Annotated in this window: 14 protein-coding genes; 4 read left to right on the top strand and 10 right to left on the bottom strand. The window is 44.7% G+C overall.

Annotated features, from left to right (window positions below; genetic code table 11):
* The first annotated feature begins 94 nt into the window (after positions 1–94).
* Positions 95–913 carry a hypothetical protein gene (locus BDI_RS17290; RefSeq protein ID WP_005859539.1) on the top strand — a complete coding sequence of 273 codons (819 nt, stop codon included), beginning with the start codon at positions 95–97 and terminating at the stop codon, positions 911–913.
* On the opposite strand, the gene BDI_RS17285 is transcribed toward BDI_RS17290, so the two are convergent.
* The 9 genes from BDI_RS17285 to BDI_RS17245 all read right to left on the bottom strand — a co-directional run bounded on the left by BDI_RS17285 (position 866) and on the right by BDI_RS17245 (position 12,633).
* Complete coding sequence (locus BDI_RS17285) at positions 866–1,981, bottom strand: DUF4249 domain-containing protein (RefSeq protein ID WP_011967328.1); 1,116 nt, start codon at positions 1,979–1,981, stop codon at positions 866–868. The two genes, BDI_RS17290 and BDI_RS17285, sit on opposite strands and share 48 nt — an antisense overlap.
* A gap of 4 nt (positions 1,982–1,985) precedes the next feature.
* Positions 1,986–4,745, bottom strand: a complete 2,760-nt coding sequence (locus BDI_RS17280; RefSeq protein WP_041525614.1) for a TonB-dependent receptor — start codon at positions 4,743–4,745, stop codon at positions 1,986–1,988.
* A gap of 140 nt (positions 4,746–4,885) precedes the next feature.
* Positions 4,886–5,908 (bottom strand): DUF4249 domain-containing protein, encoded by a 1,023-nt coding sequence (locus tag BDI_RS17275; protein WP_011967326.1) that lies wholly within the window; start codon positions 5,906–5,908, stop codon positions 4,886–4,888.
* Positions 5,909–5,911: 3 nt separating this feature from the next.
* Positions 5,912–8,575, bottom strand: a complete 2,664-nt coding sequence (locus BDI_RS17270) for a TonB-dependent receptor (protein WP_011967325.1) — start codon at positions 8,573–8,575, stop codon at positions 5,912–5,914.
* 13 nt (positions 8,576–8,588) lie between these two features.
* The gene (locus BDI_RS17265) at positions 8,589–9,434 is read right to left on the bottom strand and encodes a FecR family protein (RefSeq protein ID WP_011967324.1); all 846 of its coding nucleotides are present in this window, start codon (positions 9,432–9,434) and stop codon (positions 8,589–8,591) included.
* Positions 9,435–9,635: 201 nt separating this feature from the next.
* Positions 9,636–10,445: a porin family protein gene (locus BDI_RS17260; RefSeq protein ID WP_005859551.1), complete on the bottom strand. Its 810-nt coding sequence runs from the start codon at positions 10,443–10,445 to the stop codon at positions 9,636–9,638.
* Positions 10,446–10,533: 88 nt separating this feature from the next.
* Positions 10,534–11,046: an RNA polymerase sigma-70 factor gene (locus tag BDI_RS17255; RefSeq protein ID WP_005859552.1), complete on the bottom strand. Its 513-nt coding sequence runs from the start codon at positions 11,044–11,046 to the stop codon at positions 10,534–10,536.
* A gap of 149 nt (positions 11,047–11,195) precedes the next feature.
* Entirely contained in the window at positions 11,196–12,248 is a 1,053-nt protein-coding gene (trpS, locus tag BDI_RS17250) for a tryptophan--tRNA ligase (RefSeq protein ID WP_005859555.1), read from the bottom strand.
* A gap of 82 nt (positions 12,249–12,330) precedes the next feature.
* A complete protein-coding gene (locus BDI_RS17245) occupies positions 12,331–12,633 on the bottom strand; it encodes a PAAR domain-containing protein (RefSeq protein ID WP_005859557.1) in 303 nt (100 codons plus the stop codon).
* Between the two features lie 99 nt (positions 12,634–12,732).
* Between BDI_RS17245 and BDI_RS17240 the strand changes: the two genes are divergently transcribed.
* The 3 genes from BDI_RS17240 to BDI_RS17230 all read left to right on the top strand — a co-directional run bounded on the left by BDI_RS17240 (position 12,733) and on the right by BDI_RS17230 (position 16,259).
* Positions 12,733–13,674, top strand: a complete 942-nt coding sequence (locus BDI_RS17240) for a DMT family transporter (protein WP_005859559.1) — start codon at positions 12,733–12,735, stop codon at positions 13,672–13,674.
* Positions 13,675–13,805: 131 nt separating this feature from the next.
* Complete coding sequence (locus BDI_RS17235) at positions 13,806–15,068, top strand: DUF4933 domain-containing protein (RefSeq protein ID WP_022192508.1); 1,263 nt, start codon at positions 13,806–13,808, stop codon at positions 15,066–15,068.
* A 30-nt stretch (positions 15,069–15,098) separates the two neighbouring features.
* The gene (locus BDI_RS17230) at positions 15,099–16,259 is read left to right on the top strand and encodes a DUF4221 domain-containing protein (protein WP_011967322.1); all 1,161 of its coding nucleotides are present in this window, start codon (positions 15,099–15,101) and stop codon (positions 16,257–16,259) included.
* Positions 16,260–16,331: 72 nt separating this feature from the next.
* Here BDI_RS17230 and BDI_RS17225 read toward each other — a convergent pair whose 3' ends face one another.
* Entirely contained in the window at positions 16,332–17,504 is a 1,173-nt protein-coding gene (locus BDI_RS17225; protein ID WP_005859561.1) for an ATP-binding protein, read from the bottom strand.
* Positions 17,505–17,747 lie beyond the last annotated feature (243 nt).

Below are 17,747 nucleotides of genomic sequence, written 5' to 3'. Positions count from 1 at the left end.
TATGCTCTCTATTATATGGATGAAATAGGTATCCTAAAAGTTGCATCTTATTCAAAAAAAAGTTACCTTCACATCAAAAATAGGAGGAGAGTGTATGAGACGAGGATTATTTATATTCATGGCATGGATATGTGTCGTTGGAATCCAGGCACAGTCTGACTTTTCGTTTATTTTAAATAAAGAAGGTAAAATCATCGTCCTGCCTAAAAACAAGACGTATGAGTTGAACATCCCGAAAGCCTCTTATAAGACATTTACCCCTGCGGGGACACGGGATATCGATATTAAACTGCGGGAGTTCACGCCCGATATTCCCCATACGTCCCTACAAGAGCGTCCGATGGATATGCAGATATCTTCCGCCGCCTATCAGCCGTTCTTTAACGTATATACCCCGATGCTTCGGGAGGTATCGCCAATGGCGTTGGATTTCAATGAGACTTATATGAAACGGCTAAACGAAAGTTTCGATCTTATCGCTAACGGTGTTCAATATACATGGCCGGGAGTCGGAGGCATGACGATCATGAACGGGGGTATTTCTTGGCACAGCGGCAATTGGAGTCTTTATGGCGGAGGATTCGGTGGTCGTTTCTTTAGTCCCTTCAACCCTAGTCCCGGAATAACAGCCGGCGCAAACGTACAAGTGGAATATCAACCTACGGACTGGTTGAAACTGAAAGGATGGGGACAATACGCTTATTACGCCGACGAGTACAACAATCCCCATATGCTTAGGAATCCCTTTTTCTATCATACCCAAGTGGGCGGCTCAATGGAGTTCAAGGTTACTGATAATTTCTGGATGGGAGCCGGTATCAACTATGAATACAACCCGGTACGACGGAAGATGGAACCACAGTTCCTAGTCTATCCCGTCTTCAAATCGGGCCGCTTCAAGATTGGAATGTGAGGAAGACGCTATTTCCGTCTCAAACATTCCTACGTGGCAACTGCCTAGGATACCGACGCCACCGTCTATATTGCTAAATACACGGATCGGTTCGGCCAGACCGCCATCAATCAAAAGGTTCGAAACTGAATCCGTGTCTTTATCTTGCAAAACTTTCAGATATCGATAGTATTCCGCCGAGATAGCATATAGGTGTACCCGTAGGTGCTTAGGAGGAATCGGAAGAAAATCTTCCTCATTTAGATCTTCTATCCCTATCGAATCCGGGACTACTTTTAGCGGATATGATCCATAATAAGGTTCATAATAATACTCATCCCTTAAGTGCAAGGTATATTCTTGCCCGTTTATTAACTCATCAGAAAAGACCTTTCCATCATACCCATACATCCAGTCATTGCCAAAGATTTGATCCAAGGCTGTCAACGATTGACCAAAAACAGGTTCAGTCGCATAGTTTGGACTCACCGAGAACCATTTATATTCTCCTGTATATTCCTTAGCTATTCCATCAAAAACAGGAATGCCCTCTTCCATACGGAGTAAATAATAATTCTCCTCGGCAGGGTTATCTTTGAGTGTTACCTGATAAATCGCATTCTGGCGAGCAGAACCAAAAGAGCCAGCTACCGTGGCATAGGTTACCCCCGCTTTCAAGACCTGAGCAGGCTCAGGCATGACCGTCTCAGCACTTGCCACACCATATTCCGGATAAGAAGCTTCCACACGGATACGATCCCCTTTCACCGGTATAAAATCAGACTTGAAATAACCTTTCGTGTTAAATGCCTCATCCCCCTCCTGAAAGCTCATACGCTCTTTAAAAACGCCATTCACGAATAAATTCACCTCGGCTTTATCCAAAGTCACGTTCGGATGATCATCCGTGAAAAACCAAGTACGGGAGACACTTACGGTTAAGGGTTCGCCGGTTATAGCGACACAGTTCACTACCAAGGTAGGATCCGGCCGTAAGGATTCAAGGTCGATCTCCTTGATGCAAGACATCAAACCAAACAGGCTTACTATACAAATCGTATTTATTAGAATATTCTTTATCTGTTTCATCTTCCTAGAATTTATAAGTATATGATAGGGAAGGTATGATAGGCATAATACCTATCAACTTAAAACAAGGTTTTGTTTTACCGCTATAGGGAGAAGAAGAATCTGGGACTAAGTTATTCGTTCGTTCCCAGTTATCACTTTTATAGACCATAAACGGATTCATCCGGCTATATACATTATAAATACTGATATTCCAGATGCCCATTCGTCCCTTCTTCTTCGGACGGTAAATATTAAGTCCCAAATCCAGACGATGATAAGCCGGCATCTGGTAATTATTACGACGTGTATACAAATCCACCACTTCCCCGGATGGTTCCCACCAGTTATTCATCTTGTATTGGTTGGAAATAGTAAGCGTACCAGCTTGCTCATAACTCTCCAACGACAAGGTCATTCGATTGCCGGAAGTATACGTCCAAGCGGCTGTCAGTTCCACCTTATCCGACAGTTTATGCGAAACCACGATATTCAGCTTATGCCGGTTATCGTAACGTGCCGGAAAGCGTCGCCCGTTATCGATCTCATCGAAACGCCGATCCGACCATGAAAGTGTATATCCTATCCAACCGGTCGTACGTCCGCTTTCCTTGCGAGCCAAGAACTCCACGCCATACGAACGTCCCTTGCCGACCGCCATTTTTTCCTCCCAAGCCGCCGTACCGGGCAAGAAGGAATAGCCGTCTTTATAATCCAACAGGTTCTTCATCCATTTATAATACCCCTCCACCGAGAAACTATAGGAACGCATCAGATTATAATAGAAACCAACGGAGACTTGATCGCTGATTAAAGGTTTCAACTTACGGGTAACAGGCATCCACGCATCCGTCGGCAAATTTATATAACTGTTGCCCAATAAATGGATATATTGCCCCATACGGGCGTATGAGGCTTTGAAGCTAAGATCGTCACGTAGCAACCATCTCAAGGAAGCGCGAGGCTCCAATAAGGTATAAGCCTTCCGCTCCACATTGAACAGGCTAAACCGAAGCCCCGCATTCAAACGCAAGCTAGGTAAGACATTCCAATCATCCTCTCCGAAGACAGCCGCCTCACGGGCCCATAGCAGATCATTTGTATATATTTTCCCTATATTCGAAAACTCCAGCATACCGGAACCGGCTGCTTTCACCTCATTATACTCCGGGCGGAAACGGTGCATCAAGAAATCCCCTCCAAAACGAATCACATGCGACGTAGAAGGCGTGTAATCAAAAGAGGAACGGACGCCCATATCCAAGATAGAGGTAGAACTACTCGTTTCCGATGAAGAAGAGAGATAATTATCTTCTCCTTCCACACCATAATTATATTCTTTTGAACTCCGTACATTCGAGCGATACCGTGAAAAGACCCCGGAAACCCGTCCGAACAAACGGTTATTGAAGACATAAGTCCAGCCCAAGGTTCCCATCAAATTACCCCAACGCAGCGATGAATGGGTACCATCCGTATAAGGGACTTGCTCTTCTTCTGTTGAGAAATCCGTTCCCCCTCCTTTTAATACATCATTCCCGTTATATAAGCTGAAAAACATCCGGCTGCGATCGCTGAAACGATGATTAAGCTTTAAATTCAAATCGTGAAAAGCGTAACGAAGGTTGATCCGGCTCCCGTTCTTTTTTATGACCCTGTTTACGATCGCTATCGTCGGGGCAGAGAATACATCCAGCCACGAGCGTCTAAGCGCTATCTGAAAAGCCGTGCGATCCTTGATGATAGGGCCTTCCAAGCTCAGATTACCGGAGATCAGCCCGATCGTAGCGCTACCATGGTACTCTTTCATATTGCCCTCTTTGGTATGGACATCTACCACAGACGAGAGTCGCCCGCCATATCTCGCAGGGAAACCCGCCTTGAAAAAGTCCAGATTACGGATCGCCTCCGGATTGAAAGCGGAGAATAGCCCGCCGACATGATTGATCTGGTAAACCGGATTACCGTCTATCAAAAACAAATTTCCATCTTGGTCGCCGCCACGAACATATAAACCGGCCAGTCCCTCTGTCCCACTGGCTACACCCGGAGTCAGTTGCAAGGTCTTCACGATATCGGACTCACCAAACAGGGTCGGTGTCGCCTTGATCGTCTTCTGGCTAAACTCCATCGTTCCCATCAAGGTGTTATTTACAGACAAACGATCCCGCTCCGAAGCGGTAACCACCACTTCCTCCAGACGGGCGTTCGGACGCAACTCAATATTTAACAAAGTATCCCTATCCAACTCCGTGAAATTAAAGGAACAGCTCTCATAGCCAATGTAAGAAGCATGCAAGCGGATATTCCCCGGCGGAAGCGTCAAACTGAAAAAACCATAGCTATTCGTAGCCGAGCCTTTCCGGCTGGCGACCTCATAAACAGAGGCTCCGATCAGAGACTCCGAGGACGCTTGGTCCCTCACGAAGCCGCTGATCGTTACCTGTCTCTGTCTACGCTTCAGAATCACGATCTTTCCACTCACCTTATACACGATCGGATACGACTCGAACAAGCGGGTCAAACAATCCGTCAATGCCTCATCTTTCACTTGGAAACTGATCTTCGGAAGCTCTTTCAACAAAGAAGACTCATACGAGAAGGTCACGCCCGCCTGTCTTTCGATCTCTGACAAGACCTCCGGCAACGAAACCTCCTTCATACGCAACGTAATCCGGGGATCATCCTTCGTCTTGGCTGATTGGGCCAAGAGGTCTGGAACAGGCATAAAAATCATCCAGCAAAAAATGGCCATAAGCCATTTATTCATCCACTCTGTCATCATTCTACTTTATTGAGTTCATTGATAAAACAGGATCTCCCGGAAATACCCCTATCAAGGAAAAGCCTTTTTTTCATACCTCGTGAACTTACCGCTTCATGATGTATGAACCGGCAAGCGCAGGTCGTCAACGCAGGATGGGCTTATCCATCCCAAGGATTCCAATAAGGAGGCACCGTGTCTCTCGGCATCGTGATACGCGATTTATCCTCTTGATATCCGGTGACAATCCCAAAGCCGTTCTCCACATTCGAATACGTATCGGCAGGCTCTATCAACGCCCCGAAATTCGCGTCGCCGATCGTGATAGAGTACCCCCTCATAATCTTCATATATCGATAATAATCCTCGGAGATAGACAACAGGCGCACATCGTAATGAACGTCCAGAGAAAGGGTATCACTCTCATACGAGTATTCAACAGGAAAAACAGAAACCTTAATAGCATTCGTATTAACCAGATCCTCCCCTCTAAATACGCCCATACAGTAACGCCCATCCATCTGGCTCGTGATAGGACTACCTCCAAAAGACTGGAAAACAGGATCCTCATAATCCACGCTAAAACCGGAATAATACCAACTATATCCTCCTAAGCTACGGAAAGAGGTTACGGTACGGGTACTATCCCCCTTCCGGAAGTCCAAGATCTGCTCCACGATTAAACGATAATAGGAATCCGTCTCAACCCCGATTTTAACAGAGAAACGCAGATATTCGGCATAGTAGGCAGAAGATCGATAGGATAAGGTATCCACCTCATAAATCCGTGCCCGACCGGGGATACGAGTTTCCCCGGATACCGGCTCATACCCATCGGCCTCGGCCTCTATACGCAAACAATCCCCCTGTCTCACGAAACAACCGGGCAGAACATATTGCCCCCGTGAATGTATAGAATCTTCCGGCAGGTCATCATTGCGCATAAGACCTTGAAACTCATCATTGACATAGACACGGACTTTCGCATCGGATAACTCAAAATCGGGAACGCTATCCATGATAAACCATGTTTTCGAGAGATGAGCACACACCTCCTTTCCGGGACATACCGATGCGTTCAGTACAATCCGATCCGGTAGATCCTCCAAATCAATCTCCACATCCCGAACGCAAGAGACCATCAATAATCCTAACACAAACAGGTAAGGTAAATATCTTTTCATAAGCTAGAATTTATAAGTATAAGAAACCGAGGGCATGCAATAGAACAAAATCGTCTCCTGTAGCACCACCTGATATCGCTGATTTATATCCTGGTTTACCATAACCTCCGTCATGAAGGGATTCGGTTTCAAATACGTATTGTATATGCTTATGTTCCAAATCCCCATCCGACCCTTCTTTTTATATCGATAAAAATTCACGCCCAGATCCAAACGGTGATAAGGAGACAATTGATAATTATTACGAGCGCTCAAACCTGAATTCATCGGTCTGTATGAATCTACTCCGGCATACCCGTTCTCTTTCTGATAAATCGGAGACAGATATTTATACTCCGGCAAGCTAATATGGTTTCCTGAGGCGAACACCCAAGCTCCCGTCAACTCCACCTTCCGGGATAACTTACGAGAAACGACCACATTCACCTTATGCCGGTTGTCGAAGCGAAACGGGAAATGACGCCCCTTATTCACGGAACCATCCGGAAACCACCGATCCGACCAAGAGAGCGTATACCCGATCCATCCGGTTGTCTTCCCATTTGTCTTTTGCGCCATAAACTCCACACCATAGGTCTTACCCTTTCCCAAACCGACCCGGTCTTCCCAACCGGAGAAATGTGTCTCAACCGGCCAATGATCCTTATAATCAATCAAGTTATTCAACCGTTTATAATACCCCTCGATCGAGAAATCATACATCCGTTTCAGATTATAATAAAGCCCGGCAGTAATCTGGTGAGAACTCATCGGAGGGACTTGCTCCGTCACCGGGACCCAAATATCCGTAGGCTGGTTCACATAGGTATTCGATAATAAGTGGACATATTGGTTCATCTTACTGTAGGATATCTTCGCCGATAGATCCGGACGAAGTAAATAACGTGCCGACAAACGAGGCTGAAAAGAATGATAGATCTCATTCTCTACATGAAACAAGGTATACCGCAATCCGGCATTCACCCGCAAGCGATCCGTGACCCGCATCTCATCCTCGGCAAACAAAGAGAACTCATGCCCTTTTATCAAGGAATAATCATACAAAAGCTCATATACGGGATTTACTAACGAATCGTTCACCCAAGACCGTTGCTGGCTATTCTCCGGACGAAAATTATGATACAGGTAATCCGTGCCCATTCGTATCCGGTGATTCATTGAAGGACTGTAATCCACTGACAGCCGTACGCTCAGATCCTCCATCTCCGATTTATAACGGCTATCCCGCTTAATTGATTGCCGTTCTGCCCTATTTCCTTCGATTTCATACCCCTTCGCCTCTTGCCGGATATGCGAGCGAAAACGGCTGTAGCCCACCATTAGATTACCAAACAGCTTTTGCCCGAACACGTAGTTCCACCCTGCGGAGCCGATCAAGTTTCCCCAACGCCAGAGAAACATATCATCCGAATCCTCATGCTTCTCCTTGCTTCCCTGCCGAAAAGCATCTTGCCCCATATAAAAGCTCAAATAGGCCCGGCTACGTTCCGAGAAAGAATGGTTCACCTTCGCGTTTATATCAAAAAAGTGATAACCGAAACTCTCCTTGGTATCACTGTTCTTATTAATGATCGCCAAAGCCGTCCCTGTTATCAAATCCAACCACGTACGACGTACCGAGACATTAAACGAGGAGCGATCCTTAACAATCGGCCCCTCCAGATTGGCCCGTGCGGAAAGCAAACCCACGGAGATATTCCCGTGATACTCCTGCCGATTACCGTCATTCATACGGACATCTACAACCGACGAGAGCCTTCCGCCGTATTCCGCCGGAAAGCTCCCTTTATAAAACCGGGTATTCTTTATCGCATCCGGGTTGAACGCCGAGAAAAACCCCAACAAATGGTTCACATGATAGACCGGATTTCCATCCAGCAGATACAAATTCTCATCGGCCCCGCCCCCACGCACATACAAGCCGGTCATTCCCTCGGTGCCTACCGCCACGCCCGGCAACTGCTGTAAGGTCTTCACCAGATCCGCCTCCCCCAGCAAAGCGGGCATCGACTTCACCCGCTCGGCAGGTACGTCGATCACCCCCGCACGGCTACTCAATATCTCGTAGCGAGGCCGGGTCCCCCGAATAACGACCTCGCCTAACGAGGCCAATGACCTCAATGGGAAGTCGATCATCGTATCCCTTTGCAAATCGATCTCTATCTCCATCGCCTTAAAGCCCACGTACGAGGCCCTAAGGCGAACCTTACCGGGTGGAAGTATCAAGCTGTAAAAGCCGTAATTATTAGACATCGTCCCTCCCCTCGAACTTTTCACCAGAACCGAGGCCCCCAACAAACTCTCATACGAGGCTGAATCCCTGACGAATCCGCTGATCGTATATTGACGGGGCTTTCGCTTTAAGATGATATATTGCCCCGTAACCCGATAGATAATCGGTAATGGGGAAAATAAGCGCTTCAAGCAGTACGACAAGGATTCATCCCGGACAGACAGGGAAACCTCTGGCAGCTCTTTCAGTAGAGAAGACTCGTACGAGAAGAACAATCCGGTTTGTTTCTCAAGCTCCATCAATATATCCAACAGGGGAACCTGCCGCATATCCAACGTAACCGTCGGCGTAGGTTCGGGCATCTGCGCATATAGATGTCCCATCCAACCGGGAAGCAAAAGAATCCCTATCAGCCATACAACAATAGATCTCATAAATGATCTGATTTTATTTCTTCAAAGTGGAAACCAAATGAGCGTCCAATGTCTGGTTAACAACCTGCAAGACATCCTCCAAAGGCTGATTATTAAAAGTAGCGGTCAATCTCGCTCCCTCATTCTTTGTCTGGTTCGCAATCTTGACTTGATAATAATCACTCAAGTCCTCAATCACCTTATCCAGCGGTGTCTCCATAAAACGAAGTTGCCCTGTCCTCCAAGCTAACTTGTTCACGTCTTCTTCCGTCACTACCGTTATCTCCTTGTTCTCCATAGAATACTGAGCCGACATTCCAGCGGTAAGTATCACATTCTCCTTTTCCTCCCCGGCGGTAAAACATACCTTGCCGGTAACTACATTGACTTCCGTAACGGTAGGCTTCTCATCTATCTGGAAACTTGTTCCCAGCACCGTAACTTCCGTTTGGCTCGTTTTCACTGAGAAAGGGCGTGCCTCGTTCCTCGTCACTTGGAAAAAGGCCTTTCCATTCATCTCCACGGCACGCCTCTCTTTATCATATCTCTTCGCGTCATACCGGATCCATGAATCGCCGGCCAAAGCGACCAAGGTACTATCCGGAAGGTAAACATCTTTCATTTGTCCGGGGGCGGTAGTAATCGCAACCCAATCCGGGGCGTTTCTCTCTACCGTAAACCATGTCCCCAGACCTACGAGCACTAACACGACAGCGGCCGCCCCGATCCAATACCGGCGAAACGAGACCTTCCGGCTAATCGCATGCTCAGAAGCGAACTTCTGCCATGCCTTATCCGGGTCAAGGCTTCCTTCCCGATAGCGTTTCGCTACGAAACGGATGCGTTGTTCCAATTTATTGTCATGCTCGTTATTATTCATAACTATTCCTTCTATTTAATAAGTCCTTCCAGTCTCATACCATTGGAATCCGACATTTGGGGCCTGCCCCTTCTTCAATGGAACTCCCACGCTCATACTCGGCGAGATCCTAGACGATACGCAAGATGAGAAAATCATCATCGACACCGCGAATATAAATACCCACTTTATACAAACCATCGCTTTCATCCTATTTTCTCTTTAAAATGTGTATCCCAAGGTAAAACTAGCCGTATGATAGTTCAGACCTATGTTATAAGCATATCCCTTGTATTGCTTATCTATACCCAGATCATAGCCAACCTTAAAAGCGACCCGTTTCACCTCTATACCAGCCTCTATGGTAGCTCCCCAGTCAAAACGAGGCGCTACCGCATATCCTTGGCCGGGATTAAACGGGTTATATGATATTTCCTTATTATAGGGCAGCTTTCCTTTTAAAGAATAATCACTTTCCTCATACGTCACTTTTCCTCCCAAGCCAACCGCCAAATAGGGACCGATCGCCAAATGTAACCGAACATCCTTACTTACCTGCCAATCGAAACGAGCCAAGATCGGTAATTGGATATATTCACGATGCTCCTTCTGACTGCGATGCCTTATACCTTCTACATCAAAATCCTTAATTCCATAGGTATCATAATAGAAGCCCGTAAAGCCGTAACCATTACCATAACCGTATCCCCACAGATTCAAATAATCACTGGAAACGGGATAGAGAAATATACTCGTACCTTCCCGTCCCCCATATGGACTCTCACTAGTTCCATAAATCTCACTATAAGAAGACAGTCCCTTCCCCCGTCGCACATAATACAAACCGGATTGAAGCGAGAACCAGCCCGATCCGAATGTATAAGAGACCGCAGCCCCAGCCTTAAAGCCTACCTTAGCGACATCTCCCTTATACTTTGTCACGTTCATACCGGCTTCCGGCGTCACTTTCCATTGCGCTTGGGCCGAGATCACGCACATCATCAACATCACAAATACCACCAACTTCCTCATACACTCTCCATGCTTTAATGAAATAAACAAGTAACCTTTATCTCTAAGACAGAGAAATATGAAAAACCCCCATTCCTTTCTATAAAATTTATCCGAAAAAGAACATATAAACACGGATAGCGGTCTCTCGCAAAGCTTTCAATGCCTTGCTCATCTGGTTCTCAACCGTTTTTACCGATAAATTCAATTCCTCCGCAATCTCTTGGTATTTCAAGCCATCCCGTTTGGATAACAAGAAAATCTTCTTCCGTTCGGGAGGTAACCGATCGATAGCGTCCCACAGGCGAGCGTCACGCTCCGATCGCAGGATGTCTTCCTCTTCCGAGGTATCTTCTACGTCGGGTAACTGCTCGGTGGCCTCAGCGTTTACGGGTTGTGAGGTAAATGAAAGAGAACGGTTCCTCACCGCTTGATATAAATAAGCCTTGAGATTCCCGATCACATTACCAGCCCGGTTCTTATCCCATACATCCGCGAAAGCCTGTTGCACGATATCCTCGGCATCGTCCACCTGATCGGTATAACGAAGCGCAAACAAACACAAGGGCTTATATAAACTCTTGAAATGATGTTCAAATTCTTGGGTGGTAATAGCAGCCATACGTTTGTTATCTGTAACTATTCACCGCAAAGTAACAACCTTTTCTTTTTAACAAATCGCTTTTCAGGTTCTTTATAATGGTTTTAATAAAAAGAAAGCGTTTAAGGACTTATCCCTAAACGCTTTTTCTTATTTTTAATTAATAAGCATCAATATGGACGAAAACCGATAATCTGGCGTACCTCATTTAAAGTCTTAGAAGCGCTCTCACGAGCTTTCTCCGCACCCATACGGGCTACCTTATCCAGATATTCCGTATTGGCGGCCATATCCAAGATACGCTCACGGATCGGAGCGCAGAACTTATTGATATCCTCGGCCAACTGCTTTTTCATATCGCCGTAACGGATCTCGCAATTGTTGTATTTCTCATTAAAGAAATCATAGGTCTCTTTCTCGGAGACAATTTCCATCATCGTGAATAAATTGGCGATCGGCTCGGGCTTCACGCTATTCGGCTCGGTTGGTCCCGCATCGGAAACCGCTTTCATAACCTTCTTCTTGATTGTTTTCTCATCATCTATCAAATAGATCGCGTTACCCTCACTCTTGCCCATCTTACCGGAGCCATCCAAGCCCGGTACTTTCACGGACTTATTGCCCAAATGGAACGACGCAGGTTCCGGGAAGAAATCCACGCCATACGTAGAATTGAAACGGCGGGCGAAACGACGGGCCATTTCCATATTCTGCTCCTGATCCTTACCTACAGGAACCTTCAACGCCTTATGGATAATAATATCGGCGGCCATCAAGGTCGGGTAAGTCAACAAACCAGCGCTTACGCTATGTTTATTACCTTCATTAAAAATCTCTTTCTCTACATCGCCTTCACATCCTTCCCGGCTGATATGCAACTGCTGACGGGCCTTATCCTTAAAGGAAGCCGTACGCATCAACTCGCCGATACCGGCGTTCATATTCAAATATAGATACAACTCTACCACCTCCGGCACATCGCTCTGAATATAAATGGTAGCTTTTTCCGGATCGATACCACAAGCCAGATATTCCGAGAGGATCGTCTTTACGCTATTTCGTATATTGTCAGGATGCGGGTGAGTAGTCAACGAATGCCAATCAGCGATAAAGAAGAAGCAATTATACTCATCTTGCATCCGCAAGAAACTCTTTACCGCACCAAAGTAATTGCCTAGATGCAGATTACCTGTTGGTCTGATTCCACTTACTACTGTTTCCATGTCTTGTTATTTTTAGTTTTCAAGTGGCGGCAAAGATAGTAATATTCTCACAATATACATATATTATATGCCGCAGATCCTCCTAACCACCTATTATAACGGTGGGACATCCCAATACGATTTGCCCTCCGTGAGCTGTCGTATCTCCCATTCTGGCGGCAGGTTTACCGCAGATCATCACGGTGGAAGATCCTTTAATGATCGTATCCGGAGGGCCTACACAAACGCAATTATCTCCCATTACCGCCGCCGGTAGCTTGCCGATTAGAACAGTCGCCGCTCCCGGCCCTACGATAGGACCGCCTACATGGGGTATCGGTGATGGCCAAGCCGGGGTTTGCATAGGACATGTATGCATATCTGTCAATCTTGCTGCTGGAGGCATATTTATTACTTTTTAGTTAACGATTTATTGAAATGATAATCTACAAATATATAATATTTATCATGAATATACTACTTTTGCGCGCTAATATTTTTAATCATGAATGCAAAAGCAAAAGGATATGTTCTAGGGGCTATCGCCGCCGCGACTTATGGAATGAACCCCTTGTTCGCCCTACCCTTGTATAAAGCCGGTATGAATCCGGATTCAGTCCTGTTTTTCAGATATTTATTCGCGATCCCGGTATTAGGTATCATGATCAAAGCGAGAGGGCGGAACTTTAAGTTGAAACCCAACGAGATCGTTCCTTTAATCCTCATGGGGCTGTTGGTTTCCTTCTCTTCCCTAGCGTTATTCCAAAGCTATAATTATATGGAAGCAGGCATCGCCTCGACTTTGCTGTTTGTCTATCCGATCTTAGTGGCGCTGATCATGGCGTTTGTCTTCAAGGAGAAATTAACGTTACAAACCATCTTTTGTATCTTGCTGGCATTAGGCGGTATCGGCTTACTTTATAAAAGTGGCGACGGAACGACTCTTAGTTTAACCGGTGTCCTGTTGGTCATGGCTTCCGCTCTTTCCTATGCTATTTATATCGTAGGCGCAAATCGTCCGCTATTGAAGAATATCGCTACGTTGAAACTTACGTTCTATGTCTTGCTTTTCGGAATGACCTTGTTTTTAGTCCGTATAGATTTCGGCAGGAGCCTTCACATTGTCCATGATTGGTATTTATGGGGTAACCTGATCGCTCTAGCCATATTCCCAACCGCTATCTCTTTCCTTTGCACGACACTGGCGGTCCAATATATCGGCTCCACCCCGACGGCGATCCTCGGAGCCTTGGAACCGTTGACCGCCGTATTCTTCGGAGTGACTGTCTTCGGTGAATCATTAACGTTACGATTGTGTTGCGGAATCATCCTGATCATCCTAGCCGTTACCCTCATTATCGCAGGAAGTAACGTAACAAGCCACCTAGTTCGTTTTCGAAAGCTTTTCCCAAGGCTTCCGCTTAAGAAAAAGAACGCTAAATCATAAAATCACAATAGGTATCATTTCTATCCAGATACTATTTACGGGGCTATCGCAAATCTATGATAAATTCGTAAAATCATTTGTTACAATCAATTATTTTACATATGTTTGCGATAAACAATACGTATCCAATCATGATCACCAAGTTCTCAACATGCTTATTGTTCCTTGCATTGCTCTTAAATAGTTGCCAGCAAAGGAATCAACCCACCTCTCCCCAATATGAACCGGAATATAATAGTTCAACGACTCCGGCCCTCATTGATATAGAAAAGGCGCTGAACCATCCGGCGATGTTGAAACTGAGTCAAATAGCCTCTAAGCTGGAATATTATAATGTTGGAGACGCTCGTTACACGGTAACACAAGCGATCGCTATTCCGGATAGCGACGCTTTTATCACATTCAATAACCCACGTATTTATTATCGTAAGCAAGGCATTCCCAGCAAACGATATGGATTTAAGGCCTTGGATTATAAATGGAACCATGGGATGAACGGCCTTAATCTATTTTACGACAAGAAAACAACCCGTATGTACTGCGCCTTGAGCGGCCTCGACCAAGACAATAAAAAAGATTCGACCACATTCAACGATATAAGGCCATGTATCGGGGAATTATCCACATTAGATACGATGCTGACCATTCAGAATTATATATTCCCCGAAAACCTGCCTACCAAATATTCGATAAATGCGGATGCCAGTCAAATAGTAGGCTTCTCCTCCTCGGGATATATGCTTTGTGATTACGCGGAAGGCTCTAAAATCCCGAAAGGAATAACGACATTCAACCTTCGAGGAGATACGCTTTGCAAATTCATCCTTGCGGATGCCAAGGATATTAACGTCTCTCCGGATACGATCACCCGGTTTCAAACCTTTTATTGGAATACGGATCAAGACCGAATAAATTTCTTGATTCCTTATCGAGATACGGTATACCAGCTTTCAAGTTCCCACTCGATCACCCCTTTATATACGCTTCATAAAGACAATCAAGATAAACCGACCGGTCTTCGTTCTTTCTTGGAGAATCCGAATGGGCTATTTATGGGAGTCTTTCAAAAAGGTTCTCCCGCCATCTATAATTGGCTGGGATGGCTGGACGATTACAAACCGGTTATCACCCATCGAGTAGTCTATCTCAAGAAAGAGAAGAAAACATACGCCTTACCCAAAAGCTCCGGAGGATTTATCAATGATATAGATGATGGACTTCCGTTCTGGCCAGACGGACAAACCGATGACTGTGTTTATATGATTCGTACCGTCACCGAAATGCGTGAGACCGTTAAACGCACAGGCTCCTCCCGCCAAAAAGACCTGATCAAATTCTTAGACGATCCTAAAGTGTTCGAGAGGGATTATGTAATGATCGTGGCAAGACCTTGATAGATATGTGACAGATAATACAATAAACGAATGAAACTACAACCATTTTTCTTATTCCTATCACTCTTGCTCTTTATCCTCTCTTCTTGTGAGCAAGCAGAGAAAAGTAGGTCTTATCAATTAGTAAGATCCGATCAGACCTTGGCTTTCAGCTTGGATGATAAGACAAAAAACGTAACCCCTTTCTTATCGTACTATCGTGATAAAAAGGGAAAGGAATATATTGTGTTACAATCTTACTCCATGCAGTCACGTAGCAATAAATTCTATTTTTATGATAAGGATAGTCAAGAACTAGCGTTCAAGATAGAACCGGAGATCGAGGGTTCTAATGGAGTAGGTCGTGTATTAGGATGCTATATACAGAATTGGGACAGCTTATATCTCACCAGCTTATTTGAACCAGAGATCATACGCATCAATAAGGATTGCCAAATACAAGAAAAAATAAATTATGAGGAAGCAAATGATGGCACAAGACTTTACAACAGTAGTTTCCTAAGTTTCAGAACCGCCACCCTGATAGGGAGGGATCTATATATCTATTCAGATCCCAACCGTTTGATAGAGAAAGATTATGTCTCCGCTACTATCAATCTCGACACGAAGGAGATCAGAGCATTACCTTTTGTTTATCCGGACTATCCCGGCTCTTCGGTCAAATTGAAACGATACGGGCTAGAGGGTAGCTATAGCCGTTCTTTTGATGGGCAGCGATTTGTATATTCTTTCATTTACGATGAATCTGTCTATGTGGCGAATATCGCACATGACTCCATCCGCAAGGTATCCGTGAAAAGCGAGTATATTGACCAAGTGCAATTGCCAGACGAGCTAACCGCCCAAGCGATCGATTTCTGTCAAAACGCGATGTATGGAGACTTGATATACGATCCTTTCCGAGAAGTTTTTTATCGGATCACTTATCCATCCACTACGATCGAGAAAGGGGTTAAAGCTATGGAACTTATAGAATATGGACGAAAGACCTTTTCAATCATAATCCTTGACAAAGAGTTAAACAAGCTAGGAGAGACTCTTTTCCCTAATTACACGTACAATTCAAGACAATTATTAGTTTTACCCGATGGCCTTTACATATGTAACAGCCATTTCATGAACCCCGATTTCAACGACGATATATTAAGTTTTATTCGTTTCGATCTAGTTTCTCGATACGGCCGGAGATAAACAAATACTGTATATCAGCATATTACAGCAAGCACAGACAAGCCTTATTCCAGTGGATTTCCTAATAGATATTCAATAGATAAAGCCAAACATCCATAAAGGAATCATATTGCGGAAAGCATACTCTATGTCATCTTTCACCACATACCCATCCGCCGCTTGCTTGATCTGTTGCCGCGTCTTATTCTTTCCCCCAATCTCAAAGGTTCGGCCATCTATCTCAAAGTCTGAAATCGCAGAAGAAGTAACGAAGCATACGACTCGCATCCAAGATAGAAAAACCGTCTCACGCACGGAACCGATATCCGGTACCTGCTCCGACAACGCATAAGCCAGATTCGTATTATTCAGATAGATCTTCTCTACTTTCTCCAATAATTTCAAGCCCTGCGCTTTTTCTCGCAGTAAATTAACCAGACCTGCCTTCTCCAAATAACTCATGTAGTCGGGCAACACATTCCGGCTGATATCCAAATCTCTCGCCAACTTCGTATAATTTGGTTTGAAAGGGACACTTTGAGCTAATACATATAATAATTTCTTCAACTTTACGGCAGAAGCCACCGTCATATCCGCAAAAATCGGAATATCAGATTCCACCATTTGGTTAATCACGCTACGCAGACGCAAGAGATATTCCGTATCTTGAAAAAATGGATAATAACCTGTCGATAAATAATCATTAAATAATTTGAGTGGACGAGCTTCCTTATAAGGGAACTCAACCTTCCCAGCAAGAATCTCTTCCAACGAATACGATGGAAGCTGCCACCCCTGCGATATATTCAAATATTCCCGAAAAGAAAGTCCGGGTAATCTATACTCTACCTTCCTGCGACTTAAATCCGCACCACCTTTCTCCAGATCAAGAATAGACGAACCTGTATAGATAACTTGAAGACCAGGAATTTGATCGTATATATTCTTCACCTCCCTAGACCAATCCTTGTATTTATGAATCTCGTCAATATAAAGTTTTTTCCCACCCAGATTATAAAATTGATAAGCCATGTCGAATAACCGATACTTGGTAAAATAGAAATCATCTGCCGTAACATACAAAGACTCATCCTCACGATCATACAATTTGATATGCTGCAACAATAGGGTAGTCTTCCCAACACCACGAGCACCTAAAATCGCAACCAATCGGCTATCCCATGCGATCTGATCGTGAAGAAAACGCACGACTTCTGTCGAAGTATGCTCTAATTGAGTTCTAAAGGAACGAAATAAGGTCTCCATATTGATTCATGTTTAAAGGACAAATATACAAAATTGCACGATGCGATGTGCAATTTTCATACAAAATTGCACGATGCGATGTGCAATTTCCTTTATATAGGTTGACCATGTTCTATCCTATTGATGAACGAGGTTTACCCGGACAAAAATAATTAACATTGTTTGCACAAATTCATTCAACTCACGATATAAATAGGTGACCTTAGATTGGCAATCCTAAGAGCAATACTGACTTGGCTAAGT

The sequence above is a fragment of the Parabacteroides distasonis ATCC 8503 genome, assembly GCF_000012845.1.
GTDB lineage: Bacteria > Bacteroidota > Bacteroidia > Bacteroidales > Tannerellaceae > Parabacteroides > Parabacteroides distasonis.
This window is presented reverse-complemented; position numbering and strand designations above follow the sequence as displayed.